The sequence below is a fragment of the Streptomyces sp. NBC_01474 genome, assembly GCF_035918215.1.
GTDB lineage: Bacteria > Actinomycetota > Actinomycetes > Streptomycetales > Streptomycetaceae > Streptomyces > Streptomyces aureus.
Genome location: NZ_CP109449.1, coordinates 5,902,896 through 5,927,309, shown reverse-complemented (window position 1 = coordinate 5,927,309; position 24,414 = coordinate 5,902,896). Strand labels below are relative to the sequence as shown.

Genomic DNA, 24,414 nt, shown 5'->3' with positions numbered 1-24,414 from the left:
ACCTCGATGACAAGCCGGAGTCCGCCTCCTATCTCTACAAGCTGATCGTGGCGACTCCGCTGCATGGTCACGATCCTCCCAGGAGACAGGCACAAGATCCTCTATGAAGTCGATGCCGACTGAGTACCTTCGCCCTGCCGCAGCCGTCGACTACGACCAGCCGCGAGGACGCCGCCAAGGGCCCCGCGCTCTTGTCGGCCGTGCGGCCGAAGGGCGACGCCGAAGGCGTCCTTTCAGCTCGACGGGAGCCGCCACACGGCCGGCACGATCCTGAACGAGCTGGGCGTCGGCATGCCCACGATCATGGAGATCCTTCGGCATACCCAGATCAGTCAGACCCGGCGCTACGTGAAGGGCAGATCACACCTGTCGAAGGACGCGATGCGTCGCATGGGCGAGTTCTTCGCCCCCGCTCCCGCAGAACCCGATCCGGGCCCCAATGAGACCGAAACTGAGACCGTCGACAGCCGAGCGGCCCGCTCCAGGCGCCGTCGCCGCATCCGCTGAACGACAAAACCCCAGGTCGGAGCAGTTCCGACCTGGGGTTTCGGGTAGAGCCCCCTGTCGGATTCGAACCGACGACCTACGCATTACAAGTGCGTTGCTCTGGCCGGACTGAGCTAAGGAGGCAGCAGCCCGAGCAGTGTAACCAACGACGGGCGACACCCTGTCGAATATTTCGTCGAAGGTCACTTCGCTCCGACTACTGACAGACCCGACACCCGACAGGTACCGTCCAGAAGCAGTTCACCCGTGTGGACTAAACCACTGCGGCATCAGCCGTAGCGGATCACCACCTTTACTCGGATCGTCCGGCACGTTCCTGCCGGTGAAGGGGGCTTCACAGCCATGGCAACTGTTTCGTTCGACAAGGCGACCCGGATCTACCCGGGCTCCACCAAGCCGGCCGTCGACGGCCTGGAGATCGAGATCGAGGACGGCGAGTTCCTCGTCCTCGTCGGCCCGTCCGGCTGCGGCAAGTCGACCTCCCTGCGCATGCTCGCGGGTCTCGAGGACGTGAACGGCGGAGCGATCCGCATCGGCGACCGCGACGTGACCCACCTGCCGCCCAAGGACCGGGACATCGCCATGGTGTTCCAGAACTACGCGCTCTACCCGCACATGTCGGTCGCCGACAACATGGGCTTCGCCCTCAAGATCGCCGGCGTGAACAAGGCCGAGATCCGCCAAAAGGTCGAAGAGGCCGCGAAGATCCTCGACCTGTCCGAGTACCTGGACCGCAAGCCGAAGGCCCTCTCCGGCGGTCAGCGCCAGCGCGTGGCCATGGGTCGCGCCATCGTGCGTGAGCCGCAGGTCTTCCTCATGGACGAGCCGCTGTCGAACCTCGACGCCAAGCTCCGTGTGTCCACGCGTACGCAGATCGCGTCGCTGCAGCGCCGCCTCGGCATCACCACCGTCTACGTCACCCACGACCAGGTCGAGGCCATGACGATGGGTGACCGTGTGGCGGTCCTCAAGGACGGCCTGCTGCAGCAGGTCGACACCCCGCGCAACATGTACGACCGCCCGGCCAACCTCTTCGTCGCCGGCTTCATCGGCTCCCCCGCCATGAACCTGGTCGAGGTCCCGATCACCGACGGCGGCGTGAAGTTCGGCAACTCGGTCGTCCCGGTGAACCGCGATGCGCTGAAGGCCGCCTCCGACGCCGGCGACCGCACCGTCACCGTCGGTGTCCGCCCGGAGCACTTCGACATCGTCGAGGCGGGCGGCGCCGAGGCCGCGAAGTCCCTCTCCAAGGATGCCGAGGACTCCCCGGCCGGCCTCGCCGTCTCGGTGAACGTCGTCGAGGAACTCGGCGCCGACGGCTACGTCTACGGCACCGCGCAGGTCGGTGGCGAGGCCAAGGACCTCGTCGTCCGGGTCAACGGCCGCCAGGTCCCCGAGAAGGGCACCCAGCTCCACGTCGTGCCGCGTCCGGGCGAGACCCACGTCTTCTCCTCGTCGACCGGTGAGCGCCTCACCGACTGACATCCCGCCTGTTCCGCTGTGGAGCCCCGCACTTCGGTGCGGGGCTCCTCCGCGTTCCGGCCGCTGTCCACCCTCCACGCACGCCGCGTTGTCGACAAATACCCCGGCACATCCGCCATTTCGACCCCCGTGCGTCAACACGCGTAAATCAAAACCGGATTACCCATCCCTCGACCGAGTGACTAAATGTCGCCAAATCATCACCGACCGCTACGCTCACTCGCGTGACGCACTCCGCCAACTACACCCAGAAGCCGCGCCGAGGCCGGGGCCCCGCCCGCCGCGTCGGCCGCACCCTCGCTCTCGTCCTGCCGGTGATGCTGGTGCTCTCCGGCACACTCGCGGTCACCCGAGTGAACTGGTCCGGCAGTTCAGCGGACTCGATCCTCACCGCTTCCTCGCAGAACGTCTCGGCGCGCGCCAAGTCGCGTGCCCCCCAGGACGTCCTGCGCGACAAGCTGCTGCTCGAGCTCCAGGACAAGGACCCCGGTATCGCCCTCACCCACCTCCAGCAGGAGATGCACGAGCGGCCGTCCCTTGCCGAGCACTGCGTCTCCATCGCACGCGCCCTGGGCCGCGCCGCCGTGCAGGCCTACGGCCCCTCCCGCGCCCAGTCCTTCGCCCGCCCCGTCTGCGACACCGCGTTCGCCACGGGCGTCGCCACGGCGGCGCGCGGCTGACGCCCTCACGACCGGCCGGGAAGGGGCCGACGTACAGTGCGGGCATGACGAGCGCCCAGGCCCAGGACCCGCACACGCACAGCCAGCACCACCCCACACAGGCCGTCGTCCTGGCCGGCGGCCAGGGCTCGCGCCTGCGGCCCTACACCGACGACCGGCCCAAGCCGATGGTCGAGATCCCCGGCACGGGGACCCCGATCATCGGCCATCAGCTTGCCTGGCTCGCCGAAGAGGGCGTGACGGACGCGGTCGTCTCCTGCGGGCATCTCGCCGAGGTGCTCCAGGAGTGGCTCGACGGCGCCGAACTCCCCCTGCGCGTCACCACGGTCGTCGAGAAGGAACCCCTCGGCCGTGGCGGCGGCCTCAAGTACGCCGCCGCGCACCTGCCGCACCCCGACCGGCCCTGGTACGCGACGAACGGCGACATCTGGACCCGGTTCTCGCTGCGCGAGATGGCGGACTTCCACGCCGAGCGCGACGCCACCGCCACCCTCGCCCTGGCCCGTCCCCGCATCCCGTGGGGCGCTGTGGAGACCGACGCGTTCGGCCACATCACGGACTTCGTCGAAGCCCCGCCGTCCCCGTATCTGATCAACGCGGGCGTCTATGTCTTCTCCCCCGATTTCACGGGCCTGCTCCCGGACCGCGGTGACCACGAGCGCACCACGTTCCCGCGCCTGGCCCGCGCCAAGCGTCTGGCCGGGTTCCCGATCCCGCAGGGCGCGTACTGGAGGGCCATCGACACGGCGAAGGACCTCACCGAGGCCGCCAAGGAGCTGGCCGCGCCGGGGCGTTGAGCCCGTAGCCCCCGAAACCTGAAGGGGCCCGCACACAGCGTGTGCGGGCCCCTTCAGGCTTCTACGGGGTGTGGTCAGCCGCCGAGTACTCCGCCGAGGAGGCCCCCCGGCTTGTCCCCGTCGCCGGAACCGCCGGAATCGCCGGTGCCGCCACCGGTACCGGTGCCGCCGCCCGTGCCCGTACCACCGCTGGAGGCGGGACCGCTGCTGGACGCCGGAGGCTGCTGCTGGGCCGGCGGGACCGACCGCGGGGGCACCTGGCCCGTGCCCTGCGTCTGGCTGGGCTGGCCCGCGCCGCTGGCGGTGCCCGTCGCCGGGGCGGATCCCGCTGAGCTCGCGGCGCCGGACGGCTTCGCCGAAGTGGCGCCCTGTGTCGGCGTGTTGGACGCCGACGGGCTCTGCGAGCGGTGCTGCTTGCGGCCGGGCTCCGACGGGAGCGGGGAGCCGGGCAGTTCGTTGCGCGGGGCCTCACCGGGACCGGGGGCGGTGACGCGGCCCGCGTCGCGCACGGCGCCGCCGAGCAGCGAGCCGATGAGCAGGGTCAGGCCGACGACGACGGTCGTCACGACGGTGCCGCGGCGCAGCACGTACCGCCGCAGATCCCACAGTTCGGCGCGCGGGCCGAGCCGGCGCCAGGCGCCGCCCGCGAGGCGTCCGTCGATGGAGTAGACGGGCGCGCCCGCGATGATCAGCGGGGACCAGGCGGCCAGGTAGATGATGTCGGGCGCGTCGTAGGCGGGCACCGTCTTCCAGCTGACGGTGACGATGAGGGCGGCCGAGAGCAGTACGCCGAAGACGGCCGCGACACGCTGCCAGAGGCCGAGCACGGTGAGCACGCCGACGACGACCTGGAGGAAGGCGATGCACAGCCCGGCGCCGACGGGGTGCTGGAGGGCGAAGTCGCGCAGGGGTTCGGCGAGGGCCCACGGGTGCAGCGAGTTGAGCCACTTGACCATGGAGCCGCGGTCGCCGCCGTCGAAGTAGACGGGGTCGCAGAGCTTGCCCATGCCGGCGTACATGGAGATGAAGCCGAGGAAGACGCGCAGCGGGAGGAGGACGACGCCGAGGTTCATCCGGCGGCCGGGGTAGTACGCGTGCCGCACCGGGTCGGCGCCGTGCCGCCGGGAGGCGTTCCGCTCGCCCCCGTCGCCGTACTCGTCGTCGCCGAACTCGCCCTCGTCGTACGGGGGTTCCACGTACGACGGCTCTTCGAAGGCGCTGCCGGACTGGCGCATCTTCGGGAGGAGGCGGGTCCCCTGCGCGGTGACCGTGGGCAGTTCGCCGGTGGCGTCGTCCCTGAGGTCGCTGTCGAGGTCGATGCGCGGGATGACCTGGGTGGCGCCGCCCTCCCCGCCCTCGAAGCCGTGCCGGGGATGCGTGCTCTCGCCTGCTCTGCGGGCCGCCTGGAGGAGACCGGTCGCCCCGGGGTCACCGGGCGCGGACCGGCCGCTCCAGACGACCGGGGCGCGGCGGCGCGCGGCGGCCGCGCCGACGACGGGGATGCGGGCGGTCTGGTCCAGCGAGCCCAGTTGCCGGGCGACGCGAGGGGACTGCGTCTGCTGCGCCCTGGGCAGCTGCACGCGGAAACTCGCGTGATTGACGACGACCTGCGCGGGATCGCACGGCACCTTCACCATGCTCAGCGCGGGGCCGTCGTCGAATCCGGAATCGAATCCGGGGCCGAATCCGGGCGAGCGGTCCCCCGTAGGTGTGCGGGGTGTTCTGGTGTCCACACTCATCTAACCGAGTGATGTGTGTTTAGGACACTGCCTCGAGCGCGTGCAAATGTCCGGACCGCGTCAAGATCGCGGCCCGGACACCCGGCTCAGGACCGGCGGCGCGCAGCCTCGTACAGGACGACGCCCGCCGCGACACCGGCGTTGAGGGATTCGGTGCCGCCCGGCATCGGGATCCGCACTCGGTAGTCACAGGTCTCGCCGACGAGACGGGACAGGCCCTTGCCCTCGCTGCCGACGACGATGACGACAGGCCCGCCGAGGGCTTCGAGGTCACCGACGGTGTGCTCGCCGTCGGCCGCGAGACCGACGATGGCGATACCCGCCTTCTTGTACCCCTCGAGAGCGCGCGTCAGGTTCGTGGCGCGGGCGACGGGCGTACGGGCTGCGGCGCCCGCGGACGTCTTCCAGGCACCGGCGGTCATGCCGGCCGCGCGCCGCTCGGGCACGACGACGCCGTGGCCGCCGAACGCGGAGACGGAACGCACGACGGCGCCCAGGTTGCGCGGGTCGGTGACGCCGTCCAGGGCGACGATCAGCGGGTCCTGGCCCTGGTCGTACGCGGCGGCGGCGAGGTCCTCCGGGTGCGCGTACTCGTACGGCGGGACCTGGAGGACGAGGCCCTGGTGGTTGAGGCCGTTCGTCATGCGGTCCAGCTCGGGGCGGGGGGCCTCCATCAGGTGGATGCCACCGCGCTCACCGGCGAGCTGGAGCGCCTCGCGCACCCGCTCGTCGTTGTCGATGAACTGCTGGACGTAGAGCATCGAGGCGGGCACGCCCTCGCGCAGCGCCTCGACGACGGAGTTGCGGCCGACGACCATCTCGGACGTGCCCTTGCCGCCGCGGCCCTTCAGCGTCGCGGTGCGGCGGGTGGCAGTGGTCTGCTTCGCCTTGGCGCCCGCGATGCGGTTCTTCTTGTGTCCCTTGCGCATCTCGGCGGGCGGCGTCGGACCCTTGCCTTCGAGTCCCCGGCGTCGCTGGCCGCCACTGCCGACCTGCGCGCCCTTCTTGCCGGACATGCGGCGGTTGTTCGCGGCCATGATCTACCTGTCTGTGTGATGCGTATGTGCGTACGTATATGAAGTGTGCCGCCCGGAGGCCCGAGCGGCACATTCGCGCAGGTCGTCAGCGCGGGCCGAGCGTCCAGCGCGGCCCGGTCGGGCTGTCCTCGATGACGAGCCCGGACTGGCCGAGCTGGTCGCGGATGGCGTCGGCGGTCGCCCAGTCCTTGCGGGCGCGAGCGGACTCGCGCTGCTCGAGGACGAGCCGTACGAGGGTGTCGACGGCGCCGTGCAGGTCCTCGCCGCGGTCGGTCTCGCCGGCCCAGTGCGGGTCGAGCGGGTCCAGGCCGAGGACGCCGAGCATCGCGCGCACCTCGGCGAGGCGGGCGACGGCGGCTTCCTTGTCGTCGGCGGCGAGGGCGCTGTTGCCCTGGCGGACGGTGGTGTGGATGATCGCGAGTGCCTGCGGCACGCCGAGGTCGTCGTCCATGGCCTCGGCGAAGGCGGGCGGCACCTCGTCGGCGGGGGCGACGACGCCCCCGGCCTTCTCCACGACGCGCTGCACGAAGCCCTCGATCCGCGCGAACGCCGACTCGGCGTCGCGCAGGGCCTCCTCGCTGTACTCGATGGTCGAGCGGTAGTGCGGGGTGCCGAGGTAGTAGCGCAGCACGATCGGGCGCCAGTCCTTGACCATCTCGGACACGAGGACCGAGTTGCCCAGGGACTTCGACATCTTCTCGCCGCTCATGGTGACCCACGAGTTGTGCACCCAGTACTTGGCGAACTCGTCGCCGAAGGCCTTGGCCTGGGCGATCTCGTTCTCGTGGTGCGGGAAGATCAGGTCGATGCCGCCACCGTGGATGTCGAAGGCGGTGCCCAGGTACTTGTGGGCCATCGCCGAGCACTCCAGGTGCCAGCCGGGCCGGCCGCGGCCCCACGGGGTCTCCCAGCTGGGCTCGCCGGGCTTGACGGCCTTCCACATGGCGAAGTCGCGCGGGTCGCGCTTGCCGGTCTCGCCGTCGCCGGACGGCTGGCGCAGCTCGTCGAGGTCCTGGTTCGAGAGCTCCAGGTAGCCGGGGAAGGAACGCACGTCGAAATAGACGTTCCCGTCCGCCTCGTAGGCGTGGCCGCGCTCGATGAGGCCGCGCATCATCTCGACCATCTCGGTGACATGACCGGTGGCGCGCGGCTCGTAGGTGGGCGGCAGGCAGCCGAGGGCGGTGTAGCCGTCGTTGAACGCGCGCTCGTTCTCGTACCCGATCGACCACCAGGGCCTGCCCTGTTCGGCGGCCTTCTTGATGATCTTGTCGTCGATGTCGGTGACGTTCCGCACGAACGTCACTTCGTAGCCGCGGTACGTGAACCAGCGGCGCATGATGTCGAAGTTGAGGCCGGACCGGATGTGCCCGATGTGCGGAGCGGCCTGCACGGTCGCGCCACAGAGGTAGATCGAGACACAACCCGGTGTCAGCGGGACGAAGTCACGGATCTTCCGGGCGCTGGTGTCGTGCAGGCGAATAGTCACGCCTCCAGGGTAGTGGGCCCAAGGCAGTGCCCCGCGACCCCTTGGGGACACGGGGCGCAACCGTGACGTTGTGACGTGTGTCAGGCAGCCGTTCAGATCCGGCCGACGACCTTGCGGGGTGTGATGCGCACGACGACACGCGCGGCGTCGTCGGCGGAGCGGGGGTTGAAGTCCGCGTACTGCTTGCCCGTGTACTTGAGCGACAGCTCGTCGATGAGCTCCTGGCCGCCCTCGGTGGTGAGGTCGGCGGTGCCGCGGATCTCGGCGTACGCGTAGGGGTTGTCGGTGGGTTGCACGACGACGGTGACGCGGGGGTCGCGGCGCAGGTTCTTCTCCTTGCGCCGGTCGACGGTCGTGGAGAACAGCACGTCGTCCCCGTCCCGCTTCACCCAGACAGGCGACACCTGCGGGCTCCCGTCGGGCTGGATGGTGGCGACGGTGATGAAGACGGGGGTGTCGAGCAACGCCTTGAGCTCGTCGGACAGCTGGGCGGACATGGAGCCTCACTCCTTGGGGGGATGCCTGTACGAGTACCCGATACTGCGCCAACATCCGCCCCCGGAGCGGTATTTCAGCCCGTCCTGACGACCAGTGCCGTGGCGATCGCCGCGAGGCCGTCGCCGCGGCCGGGGAAGCCCAGGCCGTCGGTGGTGGCGCCAGAGACGGAGACCGGGGCGCCGGCGGCGTCCGACAGCACCTTCTGCGCCTCCTCGCGCCGCTTCCCGATCTTCGGCCGGGGGCCGATGACCTGTACGGCGACGTTGCCGATGGTGAAGCCCGCCTCGCGCACGATGCGGGCGGCCTCGGTCAGCAGGGTGAGCCCGGACGCGCCGGACCACTCGGGACGGCCGGTGCCGAAGTGGGCACCGAGGTCACCGAGCCCGGCGGCGGAGAACAGCGCGTTGCACGCGGCGTGCGCGACGACGTCGGCGTCGGAGTGCCCGGCGAGACCGGGGCCCTCGCCCTCCCACTTCAGGCCGGCGCACCACAACTCGCGGCCCTCTTCGAAGGCGTGGATGTCGGTGCCGATGCCGACGAGGGGGATGACCGGCGGCTCAGAACCCATCGTTGGCCCTCCTGCGGGCGAGTACGGCTTCGGCGAGCACGAGATCGAGGGGGCGGGTCACCTTGAAGGCCTCCTCGTGCCCGGGCACGACGACGACCGGTACGCCGAGCTGCTCGACCATGCCGGCGTCGTCCGTCACGTTGTCGGTGACGGTCTCGTGGGCGCGCATGAGCGTCGCGCGGTCGAAGCCCTGTGGGGTCTGCACGGCACGCAGCCGGGCCCGCTCGGGCGTCGCGACGACGAGCTCGGGGCCGCCGTCGGTGCGGGCCTCGACCTGCTTGACGGTGTCGGCGAGGGGCAGCGCGGGGACGACGGCGGGGGCCCCTTCGCGTACGGCTTCGATGACGCCGTCGACCGTGTCCACGGGCACCAGGGGGCGGGCCGCGTCGTGGACGAGGACGACGTCGATGCCGGGCGGCAGGGCGTCGAGGCCGAGCTTCACGGACTCCTGGCGGGTCTCGCCGCCGGGGACGACGACGAAGTCGGTCCGCTCGGGCAGCGCGTGGTCGGCGAGGAGGGTCTTCACCTCGGCGGCGGACGCCTCGTCGGGCGGGGCGACCACGACGACGAGGGAGACGGACCGCGAGGCGGCCATCGCCCGGACGGCGTGGATGAGCATCGGGGTGCCGTTGAGCGCGCGGAGCGCTTTGGGGGCGCCCGGGCCGAGGCGTACGCCCCGTCCGGCGGCCGGAATCACGGCCGCGGTGCGCGAGGGCCGCGTTTCGTCAGACATCGCTTCCGTTCAGGTTTGTGTGCTCGACCGAGGTGGGTATGGCCAACACCAGTGCCGGGCGCGACGCCTCGACCGGACCCCTTCCGTGACACCGGTCGAGCCAGCTGCCCGGGCCCGGCACACCAACTGAGTCAAGCGGGTCAGGGCGCCACGAGTAGACACAGAGTGCGGGTACGAACATGCCGCAGCGCCCGGCGACACCATCAGGGTCAGCGGGCACCGCGGCATTATTCATGCGCCTGGACTCTCGCCCGGGACTTCTTGTCGCAGCCGCGTGCCGGTCAGGGCACGCGTCAGGACGCGAGAACCTCGTCGAGCAGGGCCTCGGCCTTGTCCTCGTTCGTGTTCTCAGCGAGCGCGAGCTCGCTCACCAGGATCTGCCGCGCCTTGGCGAGCATGCGCTTCTCACCTGCGGACAGTCCGCGCTCACGCTCCCGACGCCACAGGTCACGGACGACTTCCGCGACCTTGATGACATCGCCGGAGGCGAGCTTCTCGAGATTTGCCTTGTAGCGGCGCGACCAGTTCGTGGGCTCTTCGGCGTACGGCGCGCGAAGCACCTCGAAGACCCGGTCGAGACCGTCCTGACCGACCACATCACGTACGCCGACGAACTCCGCATTGTCCGCTGGCACACGCACCGTCAGGTCACCCTGCGCGACCTTCAGCACCAAGTAGGTCTTGTCCACGCCTTTGATCTGGCGAGTTTCGATAGCCTCGATCAGCGCGGCCCCGTGATGGGGATAGACCACGGTGTCGCCAACCTTGAACGTCATGTGACAGGTACCCCTTCCGTGGCTATCCAGGGTAACACGGAAACGGCGTCTTCTGAATGGCGTTTTCGCAGGTCAGGGCATATCTCGGGGCTTGACAACCACAACCGGAACGTGCTGCGGAGGGCCTGCGGAAGGAGGTATTCGCAGGTCGGAGCGGCTCTTCGGCAGAGCCGAAACGCGCACGTTACACCTACCTGGAAGGGTCCGCAGGGGGTCGAACGTCCCGGTTTGCGCGGTTCGAAGCGCCGCACTTCCGCTACTCCGTTCGGTGACTCGGAGGCGCGTGCGACCTGAATCCGGAATTGATCACCGTGGCGGGTGATCGATTTTCCGTACCGCCACGCATTCCTTACCGGAAATCCGCAGGAGCGGCCCCGCGGCCCTTATGTGAATGGTGAACGGGCGGCCAATGCGGCTGTCACGTTTGGTGAGGTGAGAGGGGCCGAGGGGGGCAGGCGGGGGTGTGATCGCGAGTGGGGCGGGCCGTGCGCGCAGCGGTCGGAGCGGGGGATCGGCCGGTGCCGAGATCCATCCGAAACCCCCTAGGGGCGGGTCGGGTGCAGCGGCGCGCGAACGGCTCGGTAACCTAAGCCCGCTGACAGACCCTTAGGGCGGCTTTACACCCGTCCAGGGCGTCCAGACCCTTACCGCCCACGTTCAAGGAGTTGCCGCCGCCGTGAGCAGCAGCCTTCGACGCGGCGCCCTCGCCGCCGCCGCCCTCGCGTTCTCGATCGCCTCGCTCGCCGCGTGCGGCGCCGGAAACAATGCCCAGACGCTGGAGGTCAAGCCGGACAACGCGGAGACCTCCGTCGGGGACATCCGGATCCAGAACGCCACCGTGATCACGCAGCCCGACCTGAAGTCCACGGGTCCGGCCGTCGTGACCGCGACGCTCTTCAACAATGGCTCCAAGGCCCAGACCCTCGACTCGATCGTGCTCGACGGCGTCGGCAAGAAGGCCGAGCTGTCGGCCGCCGACGGCAAGAAGACCGTGACGATCCCGGCCGGCGGCTCCCTCGTGCTCGGCGGGAAGGGCAACGCGTCCGCGCAGCTGCCCAACAGCAGCACCGCCGACCTCGACGGTGACGTGAAGGCGCTGACCTTCACGTTCAGCACCACGGGCGCCGTCAAGATCCAGTCGTTCGTCGTGCCGGCCGAGAGCTACTTCAAGAAGTGGGGGCCGAGCGAGATCCCGGCCGTGCCGAGCACGAAGCCGTCGGAGTCCGCCTCCGGCTCCGCGACGCCCTCCGGGTCGGCCACCCCGTCCGGCTCCGCCTCGCCGTCCGAGTCGGCCTCGGGCAGCCCCGCCGCCGGGCACTGATCAACGTACGCAATGGCGAAGGGCGGGACCCCCGGTGGGGGTCCCGCCCTTCGGCGTTCCGTGGCTGGGTCACCGCCGTGACCCGGCGCTCTACGGCTCGAATTTGTAGCCCAGGCCGCGCACCGTCACCAGGTAGCGCGGGGCTCCCGGGTCGGGCTCAATCTTGGCGCGCAGGCGCTTGACGTGGACGTCGAGGGTCTTGGTGTCGCCCACGTAGTCGGCGCCCCACACGCGGTCGATGAGCTGCATGCGGGTCAGGACGCGGCCCGCGTTGCGCAGGAGCATCTCCAGGAGGTCGAACTCCTTGAGGGGCAGGTCGACCTTGGAACCGGAGACCGTGACGACGTGGCGGTCCACGTCCATGCGGACCGGGCCGGCCTCCAGGGCCTGCGGGGCGACCTCCTCGGGCTCGCCCCGGCGGCGCAGGACCGCGCGGATGCGGGCGACCAGCTCGCGGGACGAGAAGGGCTTGGTGACGTAGTCGTCGGCTCCTATCTCGAGGCCCACGACCTTGTCGATCTCGCTGTCCTTGGCGGTCACCATGATGACGGGGACGTTGGACCGGCCGCGCAGCTGGCGGCAGACCTCGGTGCCGGGCAAGCCCGGCAGCATCAGGTCGAGCAGGACGAGGTCGGCGCCGTTGCGCTCGAACTCGTCGAGTCCGTCGGGGCCCGTGGCCGCGATGGCGACCTCGAAACCCTCCTTGCGAAGCATGTACGACAGGGCGTCGGAGAAGGATTCCTCGTCCTCGACGACGAGCACTCGGGTCACGGAAGGACCTCCGGGGCGGCAGGAATGGGATCGTATGCGGTTGTCTCGTCGGGCCCGTCGGCGTCGTTGCCGTCGTGGTGTCCGTATGCGTCGCCGCCTACGTGTCCTGGGCCGCGGTCGCGGGTCGCGCCTGCCTCCGGCAGCCGCAGGGTGAACGTGGAGCCCTGGCCTTCGGAGCTCCATACGGTGACTTCCCCGCCGTGCGAGGCAGCCACATGCTTGACGATGGCAAGGCCGAGGCCGGTGCCGCCGGTGGCCCGGGAGCGGGCCGGGTCGACCCGGTAGAAGCGCTCGAAGATGCGCTCCTTGTCCTTGTCGGAGATGCCGAGACCCTGGTCGGTGACCGCCACTTCTATGAGGTCTCCGCCGGGTGCGCTGACCCGGCGCGCGGCTATGCCCACGCGGGTTCGGGCCGGGCTGTAGTTGACGGCGTTCTCGACGAGGTTGCCGAGAGCCGCGGCGAGCTGGCCGCGGTTGCCCCAGATCTGGAGGTCCGCGGTGCCTCCCGCGGCCATGGTGATCTGCTTCGTGCCGGCCTGGTGGCGGCAGCGGTCGATCGCCTCGGCGACGAGTTCGTCGACGCGGACCGGCTCGGCGTCCTCCAGCGGGTCGTCGTTCTGCACCCGGGACAGGTCGATGAGCTCCTGGACCAGGTTCGTCAGGCGGGTCGCCTCGATCTGCATCCTGCCTGCGAAGCGCTCCACCGCCTCCGGGTCGTCGGACGCGTCCATGACCGCCTCGGAGAGGAGGCTGAGCGCGCCGACCGGGGTCTTCAGCTCGTGGCTGACGTTCGCCACGAAGTCGCGGCGGACCGCCTCGATGCGGCGGGCCTCCGTCAGGTCCTCCACGAGGAGCAGGACCAGGCGGGAGCCGAGGGGTGCCACCCGTGCGGAGACCGCGAGGGCGTCCCCGCGGCCGGTGCCGCGGCGGGGCAGGTCGAGCTCGACCTGTCGTATCTCTCCGTCACGGCGGGTGTCCCTGGCCATGAGGAGCATCGGCTCCACGGCCAGCTTGCCGCCTCTGACCAGGCCGAGGGCGTACGCCGCCGAGCTGGCCTTGACCACGCTGTCCGCCTCGTCCAGGACGACGGCGGAGGAGCGCAGCACGGAGAGGACGGTGTCGACGCCGGGCGGAAGGACCGGATCCGTGTGCAGGGAAGTACGGGTGGGGCGTTTCTGGTCGCGTTCGCTCCAGCGAAACGCCAGCATGGCGATCACGCCGGTGCACACCCCGGCGATCGCTGCCGCTGCGGCGACCGCCGCGTTCACGTCCATGCCCCCAGGTTATGCGCCTCGTAAGCGCTGCCCACAGCCGTCCGAGTGGTACCTCGAACACTCGTCGCCCAGAGTTCACCTTGGGTACAGGGGTGATTCATTTGAGGTGACGGAAACGGACGCGTACAGGGCCGAACGTGGGAGCGTGGGGCACAGCAGCCCCACGCAGTGAGTGAGAGGGACAGTTGTATGCGTGACGCGTACCACGAGGAACTTGACTCGATCGGCGAGGGCCTGGTCGAGATGGCCCGCCTTGTCGGGTCGGCGATCGGGCGCGCCACCACGGCCATGCTCGACGCCGACCTGAAGCTGGCCGAGAGTGTCATCGCGGCGGATCAGAAGGTCGACGATCTGCAGCATGACCTGGAGGCGAGGGCGATAGCCCTGCTCGCGCGCCAGCAGCCCGTCGCCACGGACCTGCGGATCGTCGTGACCTCGCTGCGGATGAGCGCGGACCTGGAGCGCAGCGGTGACCTGGCGCAGCACGTCGCCAAGCTCGCCCGGCTGCGGTTCCCGGACCAGGCCGTTCCGCACGACCTGCACGCGACCGTCCTGGAGATGGGGCAGCTCGCGCAGCGGCTCATGGCGAAGTCCGCCGAGGTCATCATCACCAAGGACGTCGACCTCGCGCTTCAGCTGGAGCAGGACGACGACGAGATGGACCTGCTGCACCGGACGCTCTTCCAGCACCTGATGGACGACCGGTGGAAGCACGGCATCGAGACCGCCGTGGACGTGACGCTGCTGGGCCGTTACTACGAGCGCTTCGCCGATCACGCGGTCTCCGTGGCCAAGCGTGTGGTGTATCTCGTGACCGGTGAGCACGCCGACGAGATCCAGGCGCCGCAGCCGCAGCCTGTCGACGGCAGCTGAGCCGGTCCCCCTCTCGGGGTGACCTGCCGGACGGGGGCCCCGCACCTGTGTGGTGCGGGGCCCCCGTCCATGTTCCGTCGTGTCAGCCCGTACAGCCGCCGCACTGGCACGGCGCGCCCGACTGGCAGCCGCAGCCGCAGCCCGAGCCGCAGCCGCAGGCGCCTAGCAGGACCAGCCGGTGCGGCTGCGCGACTTCCGTGGGCTGCTCTGCGACGGCTTCGGGGGTGGGGGACTCGGCCATGGTGTTCCCTCCTCGGGGCGAACTGCCTGTCCCTCAGTTCATGCCCAGCCCGGCGGGCGCGTCAACGGCGCACACGCGCGCGGGCGTTCATCTTTCCGGCCACTGTGTGACCGATGGTCCCGATGAGCAGCAGGGCGACCACCGTGCCCAGCGTGAATGCCTCGAACGCCGTCCGCGACACCCCCCACGTCTCGTGGAAGTCGTACGTGATGCCGAGCAGCGCCTCCAGCGTGCCCGGGAACAGGGCCGTCCATGAGCCGGTCAGGATCCACGCGTAGACCAGTGCCGCGCAGATCATGAACCCCTTTGTCCCGAAGGGCACTTCGTACGGGCGCGGTACGTCCCTGTGGCGCAGGCGCAGGACCGCCAGGGCCGGGATCACCGTCAGGTACGAGAGCAGCAGCGTCGTCACCGCGACGGTCAGGACGACCGAGAACACCGCCGCCGCGTCGCCGTCCGCGAGCCGCATCGCCGCCACCATGAACACCGTCGCGATCGCCCCCGACAGCAGGTTCGTGCGCACCGGTGTGCCCAGCGTCGGGTGGAACGCGCCCAGCTTGCGGCTGAAGAAGCCGCCGTCCGCCGCCGCCATCGCCTGCATCCGGTCGCTGACGATCATCCAGGCGCTGCCCTGGGTGAGGAGCGCGAAGACGAAGAGGAGCGCGGTCGCCTTCAGGAGTGCGCCGCTTGCGCTTCCGTAGATCGTGAAGATGGTCTGGGCACCCTCCATGAAGCCGCCGATGCCGGTCACCTTGCCGGGCGGGACCACGGAGAGGATCGCCAGGACGGGGAGCAGGTAGCAGGCCGCCGCGATCGCCGCGGAGCGTCCGAGGGCTGTGGGGACGTCACGTTGCGGGTTGTGCATCTCCTCGCCCGCCGCGTTCGGAGCCTCGAAGCCCACGTACGCGAAGAGGAGTACCGGGACGAGCGCCAGGAAGCCGGCTGTCGTGGGGGTGAAGGTGGCGGTGGTGCTGTCCGCCGTCCCTGTCAGGCCCTGGAAGCCGTGCTCCAGTCCGTACGCCACTGCCGTCGCCGTGAACACGGTGAGCGCGAGGACCTTGGCCGCCGCGCCCGCCGTGGTGATCCATTTGCCTTTGCGCAGCGAGACCACCGCCGTGAGGATCGCGGTCCAGATGAACACCGTCTTGAACGCGTAGTCCGGATACGTGCCCTGGCCCAGGCGGAACACGAAGCCGTCCCAGGTCTGGGCCGCGATGAACACGAGCGAGCCGCCCAGCCAGATCGGGTTCGTCACCCAGTAGAAGAGCGTCGTGATCGCCGCCGTCAGCCGGCCGAACGCCAGCTTCACCCAGACGTAGGGGCCGCCCTCCTGGGGGAAGGCCGCGCCGGTCTCCGCGAAGAGCAGCGCGTACGGGATGAGGAACGCGACCGCGATGACCGCCGTCCACGTCACCGCCTCTCCGCCGCCCGTCGCGATCTGGCCCACCGTGTCGAAGGAGATCACCGCGGCCACCGCCATGGCCGTGATGTCGAAGCGGCGGAGACTTCTGTGGAGGTTGGGGGTGGAGGTGGCGGTGCCTTCGGCGTCCGCGGGGGTGAGGGTGCTTTCCGCGTCCGCGCGGGTGGTCGTGCTGGGTGGAGGTGCTGCTTGTTCTTTGTGGTCGGGCACGTCTGTGTCCTCGTGAGCTGGGGACGGGTGGGACGGTGCGGGTGGCTTGGGGGCGCTCGGTGGTTCGTGGGGCAGGGCCCCGGGGGCTACTTGGTGATGTCGCCCGCCGGTGTCGTGCGTTCGAGGACCGAGCGCATCGCCGTCGCCGCCTCCTTCGCCTCCTGCTCCGTCATGATCAGCGGCGGGGACAGGACCAGGCTGTGGGCCGAGTCGCGGACGATGACGCCCGTCTCCCTGCGGATCACGTCGTGCGGCATGCGGGCCGGGTTCATGGGGAGGGGCGTGCGGGTCTCGCGGTCCGCGACCAGCTCCACCGCCAGCATCATGCCGACCGAGCGGATCTCGCCGACGATCGGCAGGTCGCCCAGCGCGTCGGCGAGCTGGGCGTGGAGATACTCGCCCATCGTGACGGCGCGCGACAGGAGGTTCTCCCGCTCGATGATGTCGAGGTTCGCGAGCGCCACCGCCGCCGCCACCGGGTGCCCGTTGTACGTGTAGCCCATCGGGAAGCCGTGGTCCTGGAGCAGCGCCTCGGTCACCTCGTCGGAGACCAGGAGTGCGCCGAGCGGTGTGTAGCCCGACGTGATGCCCTTGGCCGTCGTGATGATGTCCGGCTTCACGTCGAAGTGCTGGGCCGCGAACCATTCGCCCACGCGGCCGTACGCCGTCACCACCTCGTCGAAGATGAGGAGGATGCCGTGGCGGTCGAGGACCTCGCGTACGCGCGGCCAGTAGTCCGCCGGCGGGACCAGCATGCCGCCCACGCCCATGATGGGCTCGCCGATCATCGCCGCGATGTTGGAGGCGCCGATCTCCGCGATGCGGCCCTCCAGTTCGGCGATCAGGAAGTCGGTGGGGTCGGCGTCGCCGTAGAGCTCCGTGCGGTACGGCCACGGGGGCGTCAGGTGGCTGACGTGCGGCATCATCGGGGCGAAGCCCTCGTGGTAGACCGGGAAGCCGGTGGCCGAGCCGCCGCCGTAGCCGATGCCGTGGTACGCCTTGTCGCGGGCCAGGATCCAGGTGCGGGAGCCCTCGCCCCGGCGGTGGTGGTAGTAGCGGGCCATCTTGATGGCCGCCTCGTTGCCCTCCGAGCCGCCCGACGTGAAGTAGACGTGGTTGAGGTTGTCGGGGGCCAACGTGGCGAGGCGTTCGGCCAGTTGGATCGCCTTGTCGTTCGAGAACTCCCAGAAGCTCGTGAAGTATTCGAGCTGCTGCATCTGTGCGTGCGCTACGTCGGCGATCTCCTTGCGGCCGTGGCCGACCTGGGCGAGCCAGAGCCCGCCGGTCGCGTCGAGGTAGCTGCGGCCTTCCGCGTCGGTGAGGCGGCAGCCCTTGCCCTCCGTCATCACGACGCGTTCCTCGGCGGTGCCGGGGAGGTAGGGGTGGATGATGTGCGCCCGGTCCGTGGCGGCGAGCTGCTGTGCGGGGGTGAGGGTCATGCTGTTCGTCCCTTCGTGAGGTCGTGTGGAGGGTCGGGGAGCCGTCCGGGCGGTCGCCGGCGGGCCAGGGTGCGTGTCCGGGTTCACGCGTACGTGATCCACGTCGTCTTCAGGCCCGTGTACTTGTCGAGGGAGTGGAGCGACAGGTCCCTGCCGTGGCCCGACTGCTTGAAGCCGCCGAACGGCGTGAGCGGGCTCAGCGCGTCGACCGTGTTCACCGAGACCGTCCCGGCGTGCAGGGCGTCCGCCACGCGGTGGGCGCGGGCCAGGTCCCTCGTCCACAGCGAGGCCGCCAGGCCGTACGGGGAGTCGTTGGCGGTCCGTATCGCCTCCGCCTCCGTGGTGAAGGCGTGGACCGTCAGAACCGGGCCGAAGAGTTCCTCGCTCGCCAGGGGTGCGTCGGGGCGCAGGCCGGTGACGATCGTGGGGGTGAGGTACGCGCCGTCGCGCGTGCCGCCCGTGATCACCTTGCCGTCCGATGCCTCGATCGCGCCGAGGACCCTGATGGCCTGGGCTTCGTCCACCAGCGGGCCGAGGTTCGTGTCGGGGTCCAGGGGGTCGCCCGGCAGGAAGCGTGCCGCGTGTTCCGCGACGCGGGCGGTGAACTCCTCGGCGATCGAACTCTCCACCAGGAGGCGGGTGTTGGCCGAGCAGACCTGGCCGGCGTTGTACGCGAATCCCCAGGCCGCGCGCTCTGCCGCCGCGTCCAGGTCCGCGTCGGCGAAGACCACGTTCGGGCTCTTGCCGCCCGCCTCCGGCCAGACCTGCTTCATGTTCGACTCGGCGGCGTAGGCCTGGAAGAGGCGGGCGACCTTCGTCGAGCCCGTGAAGACCAGGGTGTCGACGTCCTTGTGCAGGCCGAGGGCCCGGCCCGCCGTGTCGCCCATGCCGGGGACGACGTTCAGTACGCCGTCGGGGAGACCCGCCTCCGCTGCCAGTTCGGCCAGGCGCAGGGCCGACAGCGGGGACTGTTCCGCCGGTTTGAGTACGACGCTGTTGCCCGTCGCGAGGGCCGGCGCCAGCTTCCAGCTCGCCAGGTCGAGGGGGAAGTTCCACGGGACCACGGCGCCCACCACGCCCAGCGGGGTGCGGCGGACCGTCGCCAGGCTGCCCGGGGGCGTCGGCGCGATCTCGTCGTACAGCTTGTCCGCGGCCTCCGCGTACCAGGCGAAGACGCCGGCCGCACCGGGCACGTCCGTGCCGTACGACTCGGCGATCGGCTTGCCCATGTCGAGGGTGTCGAGGAGGGCCAGTTCCTCGGCGTTGGCGGTGATCAGGTCGGCGAGCCTGAGCAGGACGCGCTTGCGGGCCGCGGGGTCGGTGCGGGACCAGCGGCCGTCGTCGAAGGACGTGCGGGCCGCGCGGACCGCCGCGTCGATCTCGGGCGCTTCGCCCCGGGCGACGTGGGCGGTGACCTTGCCGTCGGCCGGGTTGACGGTGGGGAAGGTGGCCCGGGACTGCGCCTCGGTCCATGTGCCGTTGATGAACGCCCGGGTGCGTGGCGTCAGTTCGGCTGCTCGGCGCTGCCAGTCTGCGTAGGTGTTCATGCGGCGGCTCCCTCTACTTCTTTGAGATCGGATTCAAACAATGGGGTGCCGGGCCGTCAATGCCCTGGACGCAAGGAACTTGATTTACTTGAACTGAGTAACAGAGAATTAACCCATGGGGAACAAGCCTGGGAGACCGAAGAACCAGACGGCGCGCCGCGAGGCCCTCGTCGACGCGGCGGGGCGCGCCATCGCCGAGCGGGGCCTGGAGGGGCTGCGCATCAAGGACATCGCCGCCGAGGCGGGCATGTCCGCGGGGTCGGTTCTGTACTACTACCCGGAGATGGACGAGCTGGTCCTCGAAGTGCACCGGGGCGCCGTGGAGCGCTATCTGGCCGCACGGCAGGGTGCCGTGGACGGGGCGACCGGGGCCGTCGCACGGCTGCGGGCCCTCGTGGGGAGCGGGCTGCCGGGCGGCTCGGGGGACGCCGTGCACGGACTGCTCTTCGAGCTGCACCGGCGCGCCGACCGCAGCTCCGGGCACGCGACGCTGATGGCGTCGCTCTTCGCGCGCGAAGTCGCCCTGTACGCGACGGTGCTCGAAGTCGGCGCGGCAGTCGGCGAGTTCACGCTCACCGAGCCCGTCGCCGACCTCGCGCGCAACCTCGTCGCGCTGGAGGACGGCTACGGGCTGCACATCGTCAGCCGCAACGCCGAGCTGACGCCGGACGTCGCCCGGCGTCTGCTCCTCGGCTACGCGCGGACGGTCACCGGCTGCCCGGAGCTGTGAGCCGGGCCCGCTCCCGGTCGTCGCCCGCGAGGGCCACCGCGGTGAGCGCCATGCCCAGCGCGCCGTCGAGGACCGCCCGGTCCGCGTCCGGGGTGACGCACGCCGCCGCGAACTCCCTCTGGTGGTTCACCGCGGGCAGTGAGTTGATGCCCAGGTAGGGGTGGATGGCGGGCAGGACGCGGGAGACGTTGCCCATGTCCGTGGAGGCGCGGTTCATCCGGGCCGCCGGGGATCCGGAGCTGTCGAAGGTGCGGCCGAGGGATTCGGCCGCCTGCCGGTAGGCGGCCAGCATCGCGGCGTCGTTGCGGAACTCCGAGTACGGGCGGGACTCCGGCTCTATTTCGAGGTCGCAGGCCGAGGCCAGGGCGCCGGCCTCGAAGCACTTCTCGACGCGGGGCTGGAGCGCGGACAGCTCCTCAAGACTTCCCGCGCGCACGTACCAGCGGCCCTCGGTCAGCTCCGGGATCGCGTTCGGGGCCTCCCCGCCGCGCGTCACCATGCCGTGCACGCGCGTGGTGGACGGGAGCTGCTGGCGCAGGAGTCCGATGGCGACCTGGGCGACCGTGAAGGCGTCCGCCGCGTTGCGGCCCCGCTCCGGGTAGGCCGCCGCGTGCGCCGCCTTGCCGTGGTAGCGGACCTTGAGGTGCGCGACCGCGTACGGGTCGGCCTCGGCGACGTCCGCGGGACCGGGGTGCACCATCATCGCCGCGTGCACCCCGTCGAAGGCACCGCGCTCCAGCATGAGGATCTTGCCGCCGCCGCCTTCCTCGGCCGGGGTGCCGAAGACGGTGACCTTGAGGCCCAGCTCGGCCGCCACCGGCGCCAGTCCGGCCGCGGCACCCACCGCGGCCGCCGCGATGACGTTGTGCCCGCAGGCGTGGCCGAGGCCGGGCAGCGCGTCGTACTCGGCGCAGATCGCGAGGTGGAGCGGGCCGCTGCCGACGGTGGCGGTGAAGGCGGTGGGCAGGCCCGCGGTGCCGGTCACGACGTCGTAGCCGAGGTCGTCGAGGGCGTACGCGGTCCAGCGCGCCGCCTTCTCCTCCTCCCACGCCACCTCGGGGTTCGCGTGGATGCGATGGCTCAGGGCGAGGAGTTCGGGCGCCGCCTTCGCGACGGCCTCGCGCACGGGCCTCACTCGTCCCCCGGCACGCCGTAGTTCGGCGCCGCGTCCGGGGCGAGCGCCCGTTGTACGTACGCCTCCTGCTGTGGCTCCCACAGTTTCCACAGCTCCGCGAGCTCCGCGATCGGGTCGCCCTCGGTCCAGTCCACGCGCAGGTCCGTCACCGGCCACCGCTGTACGTCGACGACGAGGAGCCCGGCCGAGTGGACGGGGCCCGCCTCGCCGCCCGCCGCCGCACCCGCGGTCAGCGCGTCGACGAGGCGGCGGGCGAGCGGAGCCCGAGGGTCCGCGCCCGTGAACGCGTCCAGTACCGCCTGGGGGACCCCGGGGCCCGACAGGAGGTTCCCCGCGGCCACGGCGTCGGGGCCGACCGCCTCCGCGTACGTGCCGAGGGTCCGGACGCCCGAGAAGACCGCGCCGGGACCGGAGGCGCCGACGGCCGTCAACTGCCGCCATTCGGCGTGGGGCTGGGCGGCCACCTCGCGTACGGCCGCCTTCGCGGGCATCCCTGATTCCAGAAGGTCGAGCAGGCGGGTGCCCAGGCGCGGGTCGGTGACGTTCTGGGAGCAGACCGCACCCACTCCGGGCCGTACGTGCGCGCAGCGCGCGGCGACGGCCGGCGAGGACGAGGTGACGGCCACCCCGAACTGACCCGTGCGCGGGCACCGCGCGGCGATCGAGAACGTCATCGGCGCTCCTTCGGGATGACGGCCGTCGCGTCGATCTCGACGAGCCACTCCGGGCGGGCGAGCGCCGCGACGACCAGGCCCGTGGAGACGTAGTGGACGCCCTTCAGCCAGCGGCCCATGACGCGGTAGACGGGCTCGCGGAAGCGGATGTCCGTCAGATAGACGGTGATCTTGACGATGTCGTCGAGGCGGCTGCCGGACTCCTCCAGGAGCATCGCGATGTTCGCCATGGCCTTCTCGGCCTGGGCGGAGACGTCCCCGACGCCGACGTTCTCGCGGGTGTCGAGATCCTGGCCGATCTGGCCGCGCAGATAGACCGTGCCGTCGGCGACGACCGCCTGCGCGAGGTCGTTGGACAGGTCCTGCTCGGGATAGGTGTCCGCCGTGTTGAAGGGGCGGATGCGCCGGTGGGTCGTCACTTGGCCTTCCTCCCGAGGGTGCCGAGGACGTTGTCGCTGAGGCCGGCCGCGTCCTTCACCAGGTCGAGCGGGCCCTCCCAGTCGAAGTTGCGGTACACCGCGCCGAGGTGCGCGAACGGCGGGGACTGCGCGAAGAGCTGGAAGGTGAGGCGGTGGCCCGCGTAGTCCGAGTTGAGCAGGTCACGGGCGTACGCGAGGAGCTTGCGGCGGTCCTCGGCGACCCAGTGCTCGTTGATCGAGTAGAACTTGTCGAGCCAGGGCTTGGTGTCCGGGTGGTCGAAGGACGCCTTGTCGGGCGTGATGCAGATCTGCCCGCCGCACAGCTCGCGCGCGATGTGCATCATCTCGTGCAGCTGCGAGCAGGCCAGGACGCGGCCGGTGTACAGCAGCGACTGGTTCGGCATGAGGAGCCCGCCCGGGCTGGGCTCGGCCATCGCGATCGACGCGGTCAGGTGCGCGTTGATGCCCTCGCGGTAGCAGGCCAGCGTCGCGAGCTTCTCCTGTACGGCCTGCTGCTTCTCCAGGCCGGTCTGCTTCACGTTCCACAGCGCGGCGCCGATCATCAGGTCCGCGAGCCGCAGGTTGCGCTGCGTGAACGCGAACGCGCTGTAGCGGTGGAGAGTGGCGCGGATGAAGGTCGCGGCCTTGGTGTCCCGGTAGAAGAGGACGTTCTCCCAGGGGATCTCGACGTCGTCGAAGACGACCAGGGTGTCGACCTCGTCGAAGCGGCTGGAGACCGGGTAGTCGGCGGGCGGCTTGGTGCCGGCGAAGCCCGTACGGCAGATGTACTTCAGGCCCGGCGAGCCCATGTCGGCGATGAAACCGAGGGCGTAGTCGGAGAGTTCGGAGTCGCCCCAGTTCGCGATCGTCGGCTTCGTGAACGCCTGGTTGGAGTAGGCGGCGGCCGTCTCGTACTTGGCGCCGCGCACGACGATGCCGCTGTCCGTCTCCCGCACGACGTGCAGGAGCATGTCCGGGTCCTGGTCCTGGGGGCGCTTGGAGCGGTCACCCTTCGGGTCGGTGTTCGCCGAGACGTGGAACGGGTCGGCGTACAGCGCGTGGTCGATGTGCCGCTTGACGTTCTCCGCGTACGTCGGGTTGATCGCGTTGAGGACGTCCTGGCCGTCGATGAGCGACCAGACCTCGCCGATCGTCTCGTCCCCGACGCGCGTGACGACCCCGCCGACGTCGCTCAGCACGGCGTCCGTCGCCGCCCGCTTCGCGTCCCAGTCCTCATGGGTGCGCGGCGGCTTCTGCTGGATCGCGTTGACCTCACCGGTCGACTCGTCCTGGTACGTCATCGAGTCCCGGGTCGCCGGGTCGTGCGCCATGTCGTAGATCCGGGCGCGTATGTCGACCAGCGGCTTGAACGCGGGGTGCGTGGTCACGTCGGTGACCTTCTCGCCGTTCATCCATACGTCGCGGCCGTCGCGGATCGACTCGCGGTACTGGTCTCCGGTGCGGATCATGCGCCGTGCTCCTTAAGGGAGTTGAGGGGGCTCGGGGTGGCGTACGTACGGGCGTGGTGGACGAGCGGGTGGGCGCCGGACGCCGCGGAGGCGACGACGGCGCCGAACAGGACCTGGTGGGTGCCCTGCGTGACGGAGTCGGCGAGCCGGCAGTCGAAGGCGGCGGCCGCGCCGCGCAGGACGGGCGCGTCGGTGGCGAGTACGTCCCACTCGGCGCAGTCGAAGTCGTACGGGCCGCTGCCGTGGGCGGGGCGGCCCGCGAACACGTCCGAGACGTGGGCCTGGCCGGCGGCGAGGACGCTCACGGCGATGACGCCGTTGCGCACGGCGGCCGCGGCGAGGGGGCTCCGCTCGTTCACACAGACCAGCAGCGAGGGCGGGTCGGCGGAGACGGAGCACATGGCGGAGACGGTCTGGGCGAAGCGACCGGCCGGTCCTTCTGTGGAGACAACGGTCACGCCCGTCGCGGCGTTCCCCATCGCGGCCACGAAGTCCTGGCGGGATGTGAGGAGTTGGTCCGGAGCAATGGTCATGAGCGGCCTCCCTCGGAGCGAGTGGGCTGTGGTGCGACCACTATGCGAGGGGAAG

General features: G+C 70.6%; 24 protein-coding genes, 1 tRNA gene and 1 pseudogene. 7 read left to right on the top strand and 19 right to left on the bottom strand.

The window, feature by feature from the left end; all coding sequences use genetic code 11:
- Positions 1 to 240 precede the first annotated feature (240 nt).
- Positions 241 to 507 (top strand): annotated as a pseudogene (locus OG758_RS27280) (tyrosine-type recombinase/integrase); the annotation flags it as partial.
- A 48-nt stretch (positions 508 to 555) separates the two neighbouring features.
- On the opposite strand, the gene OG758_RS27275 reads toward OG758_RS27280, so the two are convergent.
- Positions 556 to 630: transfer RNA gene (locus tag OG758_RS27275), tRNA-Thr, on the bottom strand.
- Between the two features lie 219 nt (positions 631 to 849).
- Between OG758_RS27275 and OG758_RS27270 the strand changes: the two genes are divergently transcribed.
- The 3 genes from OG758_RS27270 (at position 850) to OG758_RS27260 (ending at position 3,466) form a co-directional block, all read left to right on the top strand.
- Positions 850 to 1,989 (top strand): ABC transporter ATP-binding protein, encoded by a 1,140-nt coding sequence (locus OG758_RS27270; RefSeq protein WP_326712365.1) that lies wholly within the window; start codon positions 850 to 852, stop codon positions 1,987 to 1,989.
- Between the two features lie 224 nt (positions 1,990 to 2,213).
- On the top strand, positions 2,214 to 2,669 hold the full coding sequence (locus tag OG758_RS27265; protein WP_326712364.1) for a hypothetical protein: 456 nt from the start codon (positions 2,214 to 2,216) through the stop codon (positions 2,667 to 2,669).
- A 44-nt stretch (positions 2,670 to 2,713) separates the two neighbouring features.
- Entirely contained in the window at positions 2,714 to 3,466 is a 753-nt protein-coding gene (locus OG758_RS27260) for a nucleotidyltransferase family protein (protein ID WP_227295560.1), read from the top strand.
- A gap of 74 nt (positions 3,467 to 3,540) precedes the next feature.
- Here the strand turns inward: OG758_RS27260 and OG758_RS27255 are convergent, their stop codons facing one another.
- The 7 genes from OG758_RS27255 to OG758_RS27225 form a co-directional block, all read right to left on the bottom strand.
- A complete protein-coding gene (locus OG758_RS27255; RefSeq protein WP_326716040.1) occupies positions 3,541 to 5,199 on the bottom strand; it encodes a DoxX family protein in 1,659 nt (552 codons plus the stop codon).
- 92 nt (positions 5,200 to 5,291) lie between these two features.
- Positions 5,292 to 6,242 (bottom strand): 23S rRNA (guanosine(2251)-2'-O)-methyltransferase RlmB, encoded by a 951-nt coding sequence (rlmB, locus tag OG758_RS27250; protein WP_266562836.1) that lies wholly within the window; start codon positions 6,240 to 6,242, stop codon positions 5,292 to 5,294.
- 85 nt (positions 6,243 to 6,327) lie between these two features.
- A complete protein-coding gene (gene cysS, locus OG758_RS27245; protein ID WP_326712363.1) occupies positions 6,328 to 7,728 on the bottom strand; it encodes a cysteine--tRNA ligase in 1,401 nt (466 codons plus the stop codon).
- A gap of 92 nt (positions 7,729 to 7,820) precedes the next feature.
- The gene (locus tag OG758_RS27240; protein WP_116512320.1) at positions 7,821 to 8,225 is read right to left on the bottom strand and encodes a PPOX class F420-dependent oxidoreductase; all 405 of its coding nucleotides are present in this window, start codon (positions 8,223 to 8,225) and stop codon (positions 7,821 to 7,823) included.
- A 74-nt stretch (positions 8,226 to 8,299) separates the two neighbouring features.
- Positions 8,300 to 8,794, bottom strand: coding sequence for a 2-C-methyl-D-erythritol 2,4-cyclodiphosphate synthase (gene ispF, locus OG758_RS27235; protein ID WP_266671845.1), 495 nt, complete (start codon positions 8,792 to 8,794; stop codon positions 8,300 to 8,302).
- Positions 8,784 to 9,527, bottom strand: coding sequence for a 2-C-methyl-D-erythritol 4-phosphate cytidylyltransferase (ispD, locus tag OG758_RS27230; protein ID WP_326712362.1), 744 nt, complete (start codon positions 9,525 to 9,527; stop codon positions 8,784 to 8,786). The genes ispF and ispD overlap by 11 nt, the downstream gene beginning before the upstream one ends.
- 293 nt (positions 9,528 to 9,820) lie before the next feature.
- A complete protein-coding gene (locus tag OG758_RS27225; protein WP_003953493.1) occupies positions 9,821 to 10,303 on the bottom strand; it encodes a CarD family transcriptional regulator in 483 nt (160 codons plus the stop codon).
- A 676-nt stretch (positions 10,304 to 10,979) separates the two neighbouring features.
- Here OG758_RS27225 and OG758_RS27220 point away from each other — a divergent pair.
- Entirely contained in the window at positions 10,980 to 11,624 is a 645-nt protein-coding gene (locus tag OG758_RS27220; protein WP_326712361.1) for a DUF461 domain-containing protein, read from the top strand.
- Between the two features lie 90 nt (positions 11,625 to 11,714).
- Here the strand turns inward: OG758_RS27220 and OG758_RS27215 are convergent, their stop codons facing one another.
- Together OG758_RS27215 and OG758_RS27210 are read right to left on the bottom strand one after the other, a co-directional pair.
- The gene (locus tag OG758_RS27215; protein ID WP_018527980.1) at positions 11,715 to 12,395 is read right to left on the bottom strand and encodes a response regulator transcription factor; all 681 of its coding nucleotides are present in this window, start codon (positions 12,393 to 12,395) and stop codon (positions 11,715 to 11,717) included.
- The gene (locus tag OG758_RS27210) at positions 12,392 to 13,669 is read right to left on the bottom strand and encodes a sensor histidine kinase (RefSeq protein WP_227295580.1); all 1,278 of its coding nucleotides are present in this window, start codon (positions 13,667 to 13,669) and stop codon (positions 12,392 to 12,394) included. Before OG758_RS27210 ends, OG758_RS27215 begins: the two co-directional genes overlap by 4 nt.
- Before the next feature lie 189 nt (positions 13,670 to 13,858).
- On the opposite strand from OG758_RS27210, the gene phoU reads away from it, so the two are divergent.
- Positions 13,859 to 14,542, top strand: coding sequence for a phosphate signaling complex protein PhoU (phoU, locus tag OG758_RS27205; protein ID WP_326712360.1), 684 nt, complete (start codon positions 13,859 to 13,861; stop codon positions 14,540 to 14,542).
- An 82-nt stretch (positions 14,543 to 14,624) separates the two neighbouring features.
- Here the strand turns inward: phoU and OG758_RS27200 are convergent, their stop codons facing one another.
- The 4 genes from OG758_RS27200 to OG758_RS27185 form a co-directional block, all read right to left on the bottom strand.
- The gene (locus OG758_RS27200; RefSeq protein ID WP_326712359.1) at positions 14,625 to 14,783 is read right to left on the bottom strand and encodes a hypothetical protein; all 159 of its coding nucleotides are present in this window, start codon (positions 14,781 to 14,783) and stop codon (positions 14,625 to 14,627) included.
- Positions 14,784 to 14,844: 61 nt separating this feature from the next.
- Positions 14,845 to 16,413 (bottom strand): APC family permease, encoded by a 1,569-nt coding sequence (locus OG758_RS27195; protein ID WP_326712358.1) that lies wholly within the window; start codon positions 16,411 to 16,413, stop codon positions 14,845 to 14,847.
- 86 nt (positions 16,414 to 16,499) lie between these two features.
- Positions 16,500 to 17,852 (bottom strand): aminotransferase family protein, encoded by a 1,353-nt coding sequence (locus OG758_RS27190; RefSeq protein WP_326712357.1) that lies wholly within the window; start codon positions 17,850 to 17,852, stop codon positions 16,500 to 16,502.
- 83 nt (positions 17,853 to 17,935) lie between these two features.
- The gene (locus OG758_RS27185) at positions 17,936 to 19,399 is read right to left on the bottom strand and encodes an aldehyde dehydrogenase (protein ID WP_326712356.1); all 1,464 of its coding nucleotides are present in this window, start codon (positions 19,397 to 19,399) and stop codon (positions 17,936 to 17,938) included.
- Positions 19,400 to 19,514: 115 nt separating this feature from the next.
- On the opposite strand from OG758_RS27185, the gene OG758_RS27180 reads away from it, so the two are divergent.
- A complete protein-coding gene (locus OG758_RS27180; RefSeq protein WP_227295603.1) occupies positions 19,515 to 20,129 on the top strand; it encodes a TetR/AcrR family transcriptional regulator in 615 nt (204 codons plus the stop codon).
- Here OG758_RS27180 and OG758_RS27175 read toward each other — a convergent pair.
- From OG758_RS27175 to OG758_RS27155, 5 genes are read right to left on the bottom strand one after another with little or no spacing between them, the layout of a single operon-like run.
- Complete coding sequence (locus OG758_RS27175; protein WP_326712355.1) at positions 20,107 to 21,255, bottom strand: M20 family metallopeptidase; 1,149 nt, start codon at positions 21,253 to 21,255, stop codon at positions 20,107 to 20,109. The genes OG758_RS27180 and OG758_RS27175 overlap by 23 nt on opposite strands.
- 5 nt (positions 21,256 to 21,260) lie before the next feature.
- Positions 21,261 to 21,938: a DUF1028 domain-containing protein gene (locus OG758_RS27170; protein ID WP_326712354.1), complete on the bottom strand. Its 678-nt coding sequence runs from the start codon at positions 21,936 to 21,938 to the stop codon at positions 21,261 to 21,263.
- A complete protein-coding gene (locus tag OG758_RS27165) occupies positions 21,935 to 22,357 on the bottom strand; it encodes a RidA family protein (protein ID WP_326712353.1) in 423 nt (140 codons plus the stop codon). The genes OG758_RS27170 and OG758_RS27165 overlap by 4 nt, the downstream gene beginning before the upstream one ends.
- Complete coding sequence (locus tag OG758_RS27160) at positions 22,354 to 23,826, bottom strand: 4-hydroxyphenylacetate 3-hydroxylase family protein (protein WP_326712352.1); 1,473 nt, start codon at positions 23,824 to 23,826, stop codon at positions 22,354 to 22,356. The genes OG758_RS27165 and OG758_RS27160 overlap by 4 nt, the downstream gene beginning before the upstream one ends.
- Positions 23,823 to 24,359: a flavin reductase family protein gene (locus OG758_RS27155; RefSeq protein ID WP_326712351.1), complete on the bottom strand. Its 537-nt coding sequence runs from the start codon at positions 24,357 to 24,359 to the stop codon at positions 23,823 to 23,825. The genes OG758_RS27160 and OG758_RS27155 overlap by 4 nt, the downstream gene beginning before the upstream one ends.
- Positions 24,360 to 24,414: the final 55 nt, after the last annotated feature.

What these genes read in the sequence shown, in the direction of transcription:
- rlmB (WP_266562836.1), bottom strand. Translation starts at nt 6,242, where the DNA reads ATGGCCGCGAACAACCGCCGCATGTCCGGCAAGAAGGGCGCGCAGGTC.
- OG758_RS27260 (WP_227295560.1), top strand. Translation starts at nt 2,714, where the DNA reads ATGACGAGCGCCCAGGCCCAGGACCCGCACACGCACAGCCAGCACCAC.
- OG758_RS27200 (WP_326712359.1), bottom strand. Translation starts at nt 14,783, where the DNA reads ATGGCCGAGTCCCCCACCCCCGAAGCCGTCGCAGAGCAGCCCACGGAA.
- OG758_RS27180 (WP_227295603.1), top strand. Translation starts at nt 19,515, where the DNA reads ATGGGGAACAAGCCTGGGAGACCGAAGAACCAGACGGCGCGCCGCGAG.
- OG758_RS27190 (WP_326712357.1), bottom strand. Translation starts at nt 17,852, where the DNA reads ATGACCCTCACCCCCGCACAGCAGCTCGCCGCCACGGACCGGGCGCAC.
- phoU (WP_326712360.1), top strand. Translation starts at nt 13,859, where the DNA reads ATGCGTGACGCGTACCACGAGGAACTTGACTCGATCGGCGAGGGCCTG.
- OG758_RS27270 (WP_326712365.1), top strand. Translation starts at nt 850, where the DNA reads ATGGCAACTGTTTCGTTCGACAAGGCGACCCGGATCTACCCGGGCTCC.
- OG758_RS27210 (WP_227295580.1), bottom strand. Translation starts at nt 13,669, where the DNA reads ATGGACGTGAACGCGGCGGTCGCCGCAGCGGCAGCGATCGCCGGGGTG.
- OG758_RS27185 (WP_326712356.1), bottom strand. Translation starts at nt 19,399, where the DNA reads ATGAACACCTACGCAGACTGGCAGCGCCGAGCAGCCGAACTGACGCCA.
- OG758_RS27225 (WP_003953493.1), bottom strand. Translation starts at nt 10,303, where the DNA reads ATGACGTTCAAGGTTGGCGACACCGTGGTCTATCCCCATCACGGGGCC.
- OG758_RS27240 (WP_116512320.1), bottom strand. Translation starts at nt 8,225, where the DNA reads ATGTCCGCCCAGCTGTCCGACGAGCTCAAGGCGTTGCTCGACACCCCC.
- ispD (WP_326712362.1), bottom strand. Translation starts at nt 9,527, where the DNA reads ATGTCTGACGAAACGCGGCCCTCGCGCACCGCGGCCGTGATTCCGGCC.
- OG758_RS27160 (WP_326712352.1), bottom strand. Translation starts at nt 23,826, where the DNA reads ATGATCCGCACCGGAGACCAGTACCGCGAGTCGATCCGCGACGGCCGC.
- ispF (WP_266671845.1), bottom strand. Translation starts at nt 8,794, where the DNA reads ATGGGTTCTGAGCCGCCGGTCATCCCCCTCGTCGGCATCGGCACCGAC.
- OG758_RS27155 (WP_326712351.1), bottom strand. Translation starts at nt 24,359, where the DNA reads ATGACCATTGCTCCGGACCAACTCCTCACATCCCGCCAGGACTTCGTG.
- OG758_RS27170 (WP_326712354.1), bottom strand. Translation starts at nt 21,938, where the DNA reads ATGACGTTCTCGATCGCCGCGCGGTGCCCGCGCACGGGTCAGTTCGGG.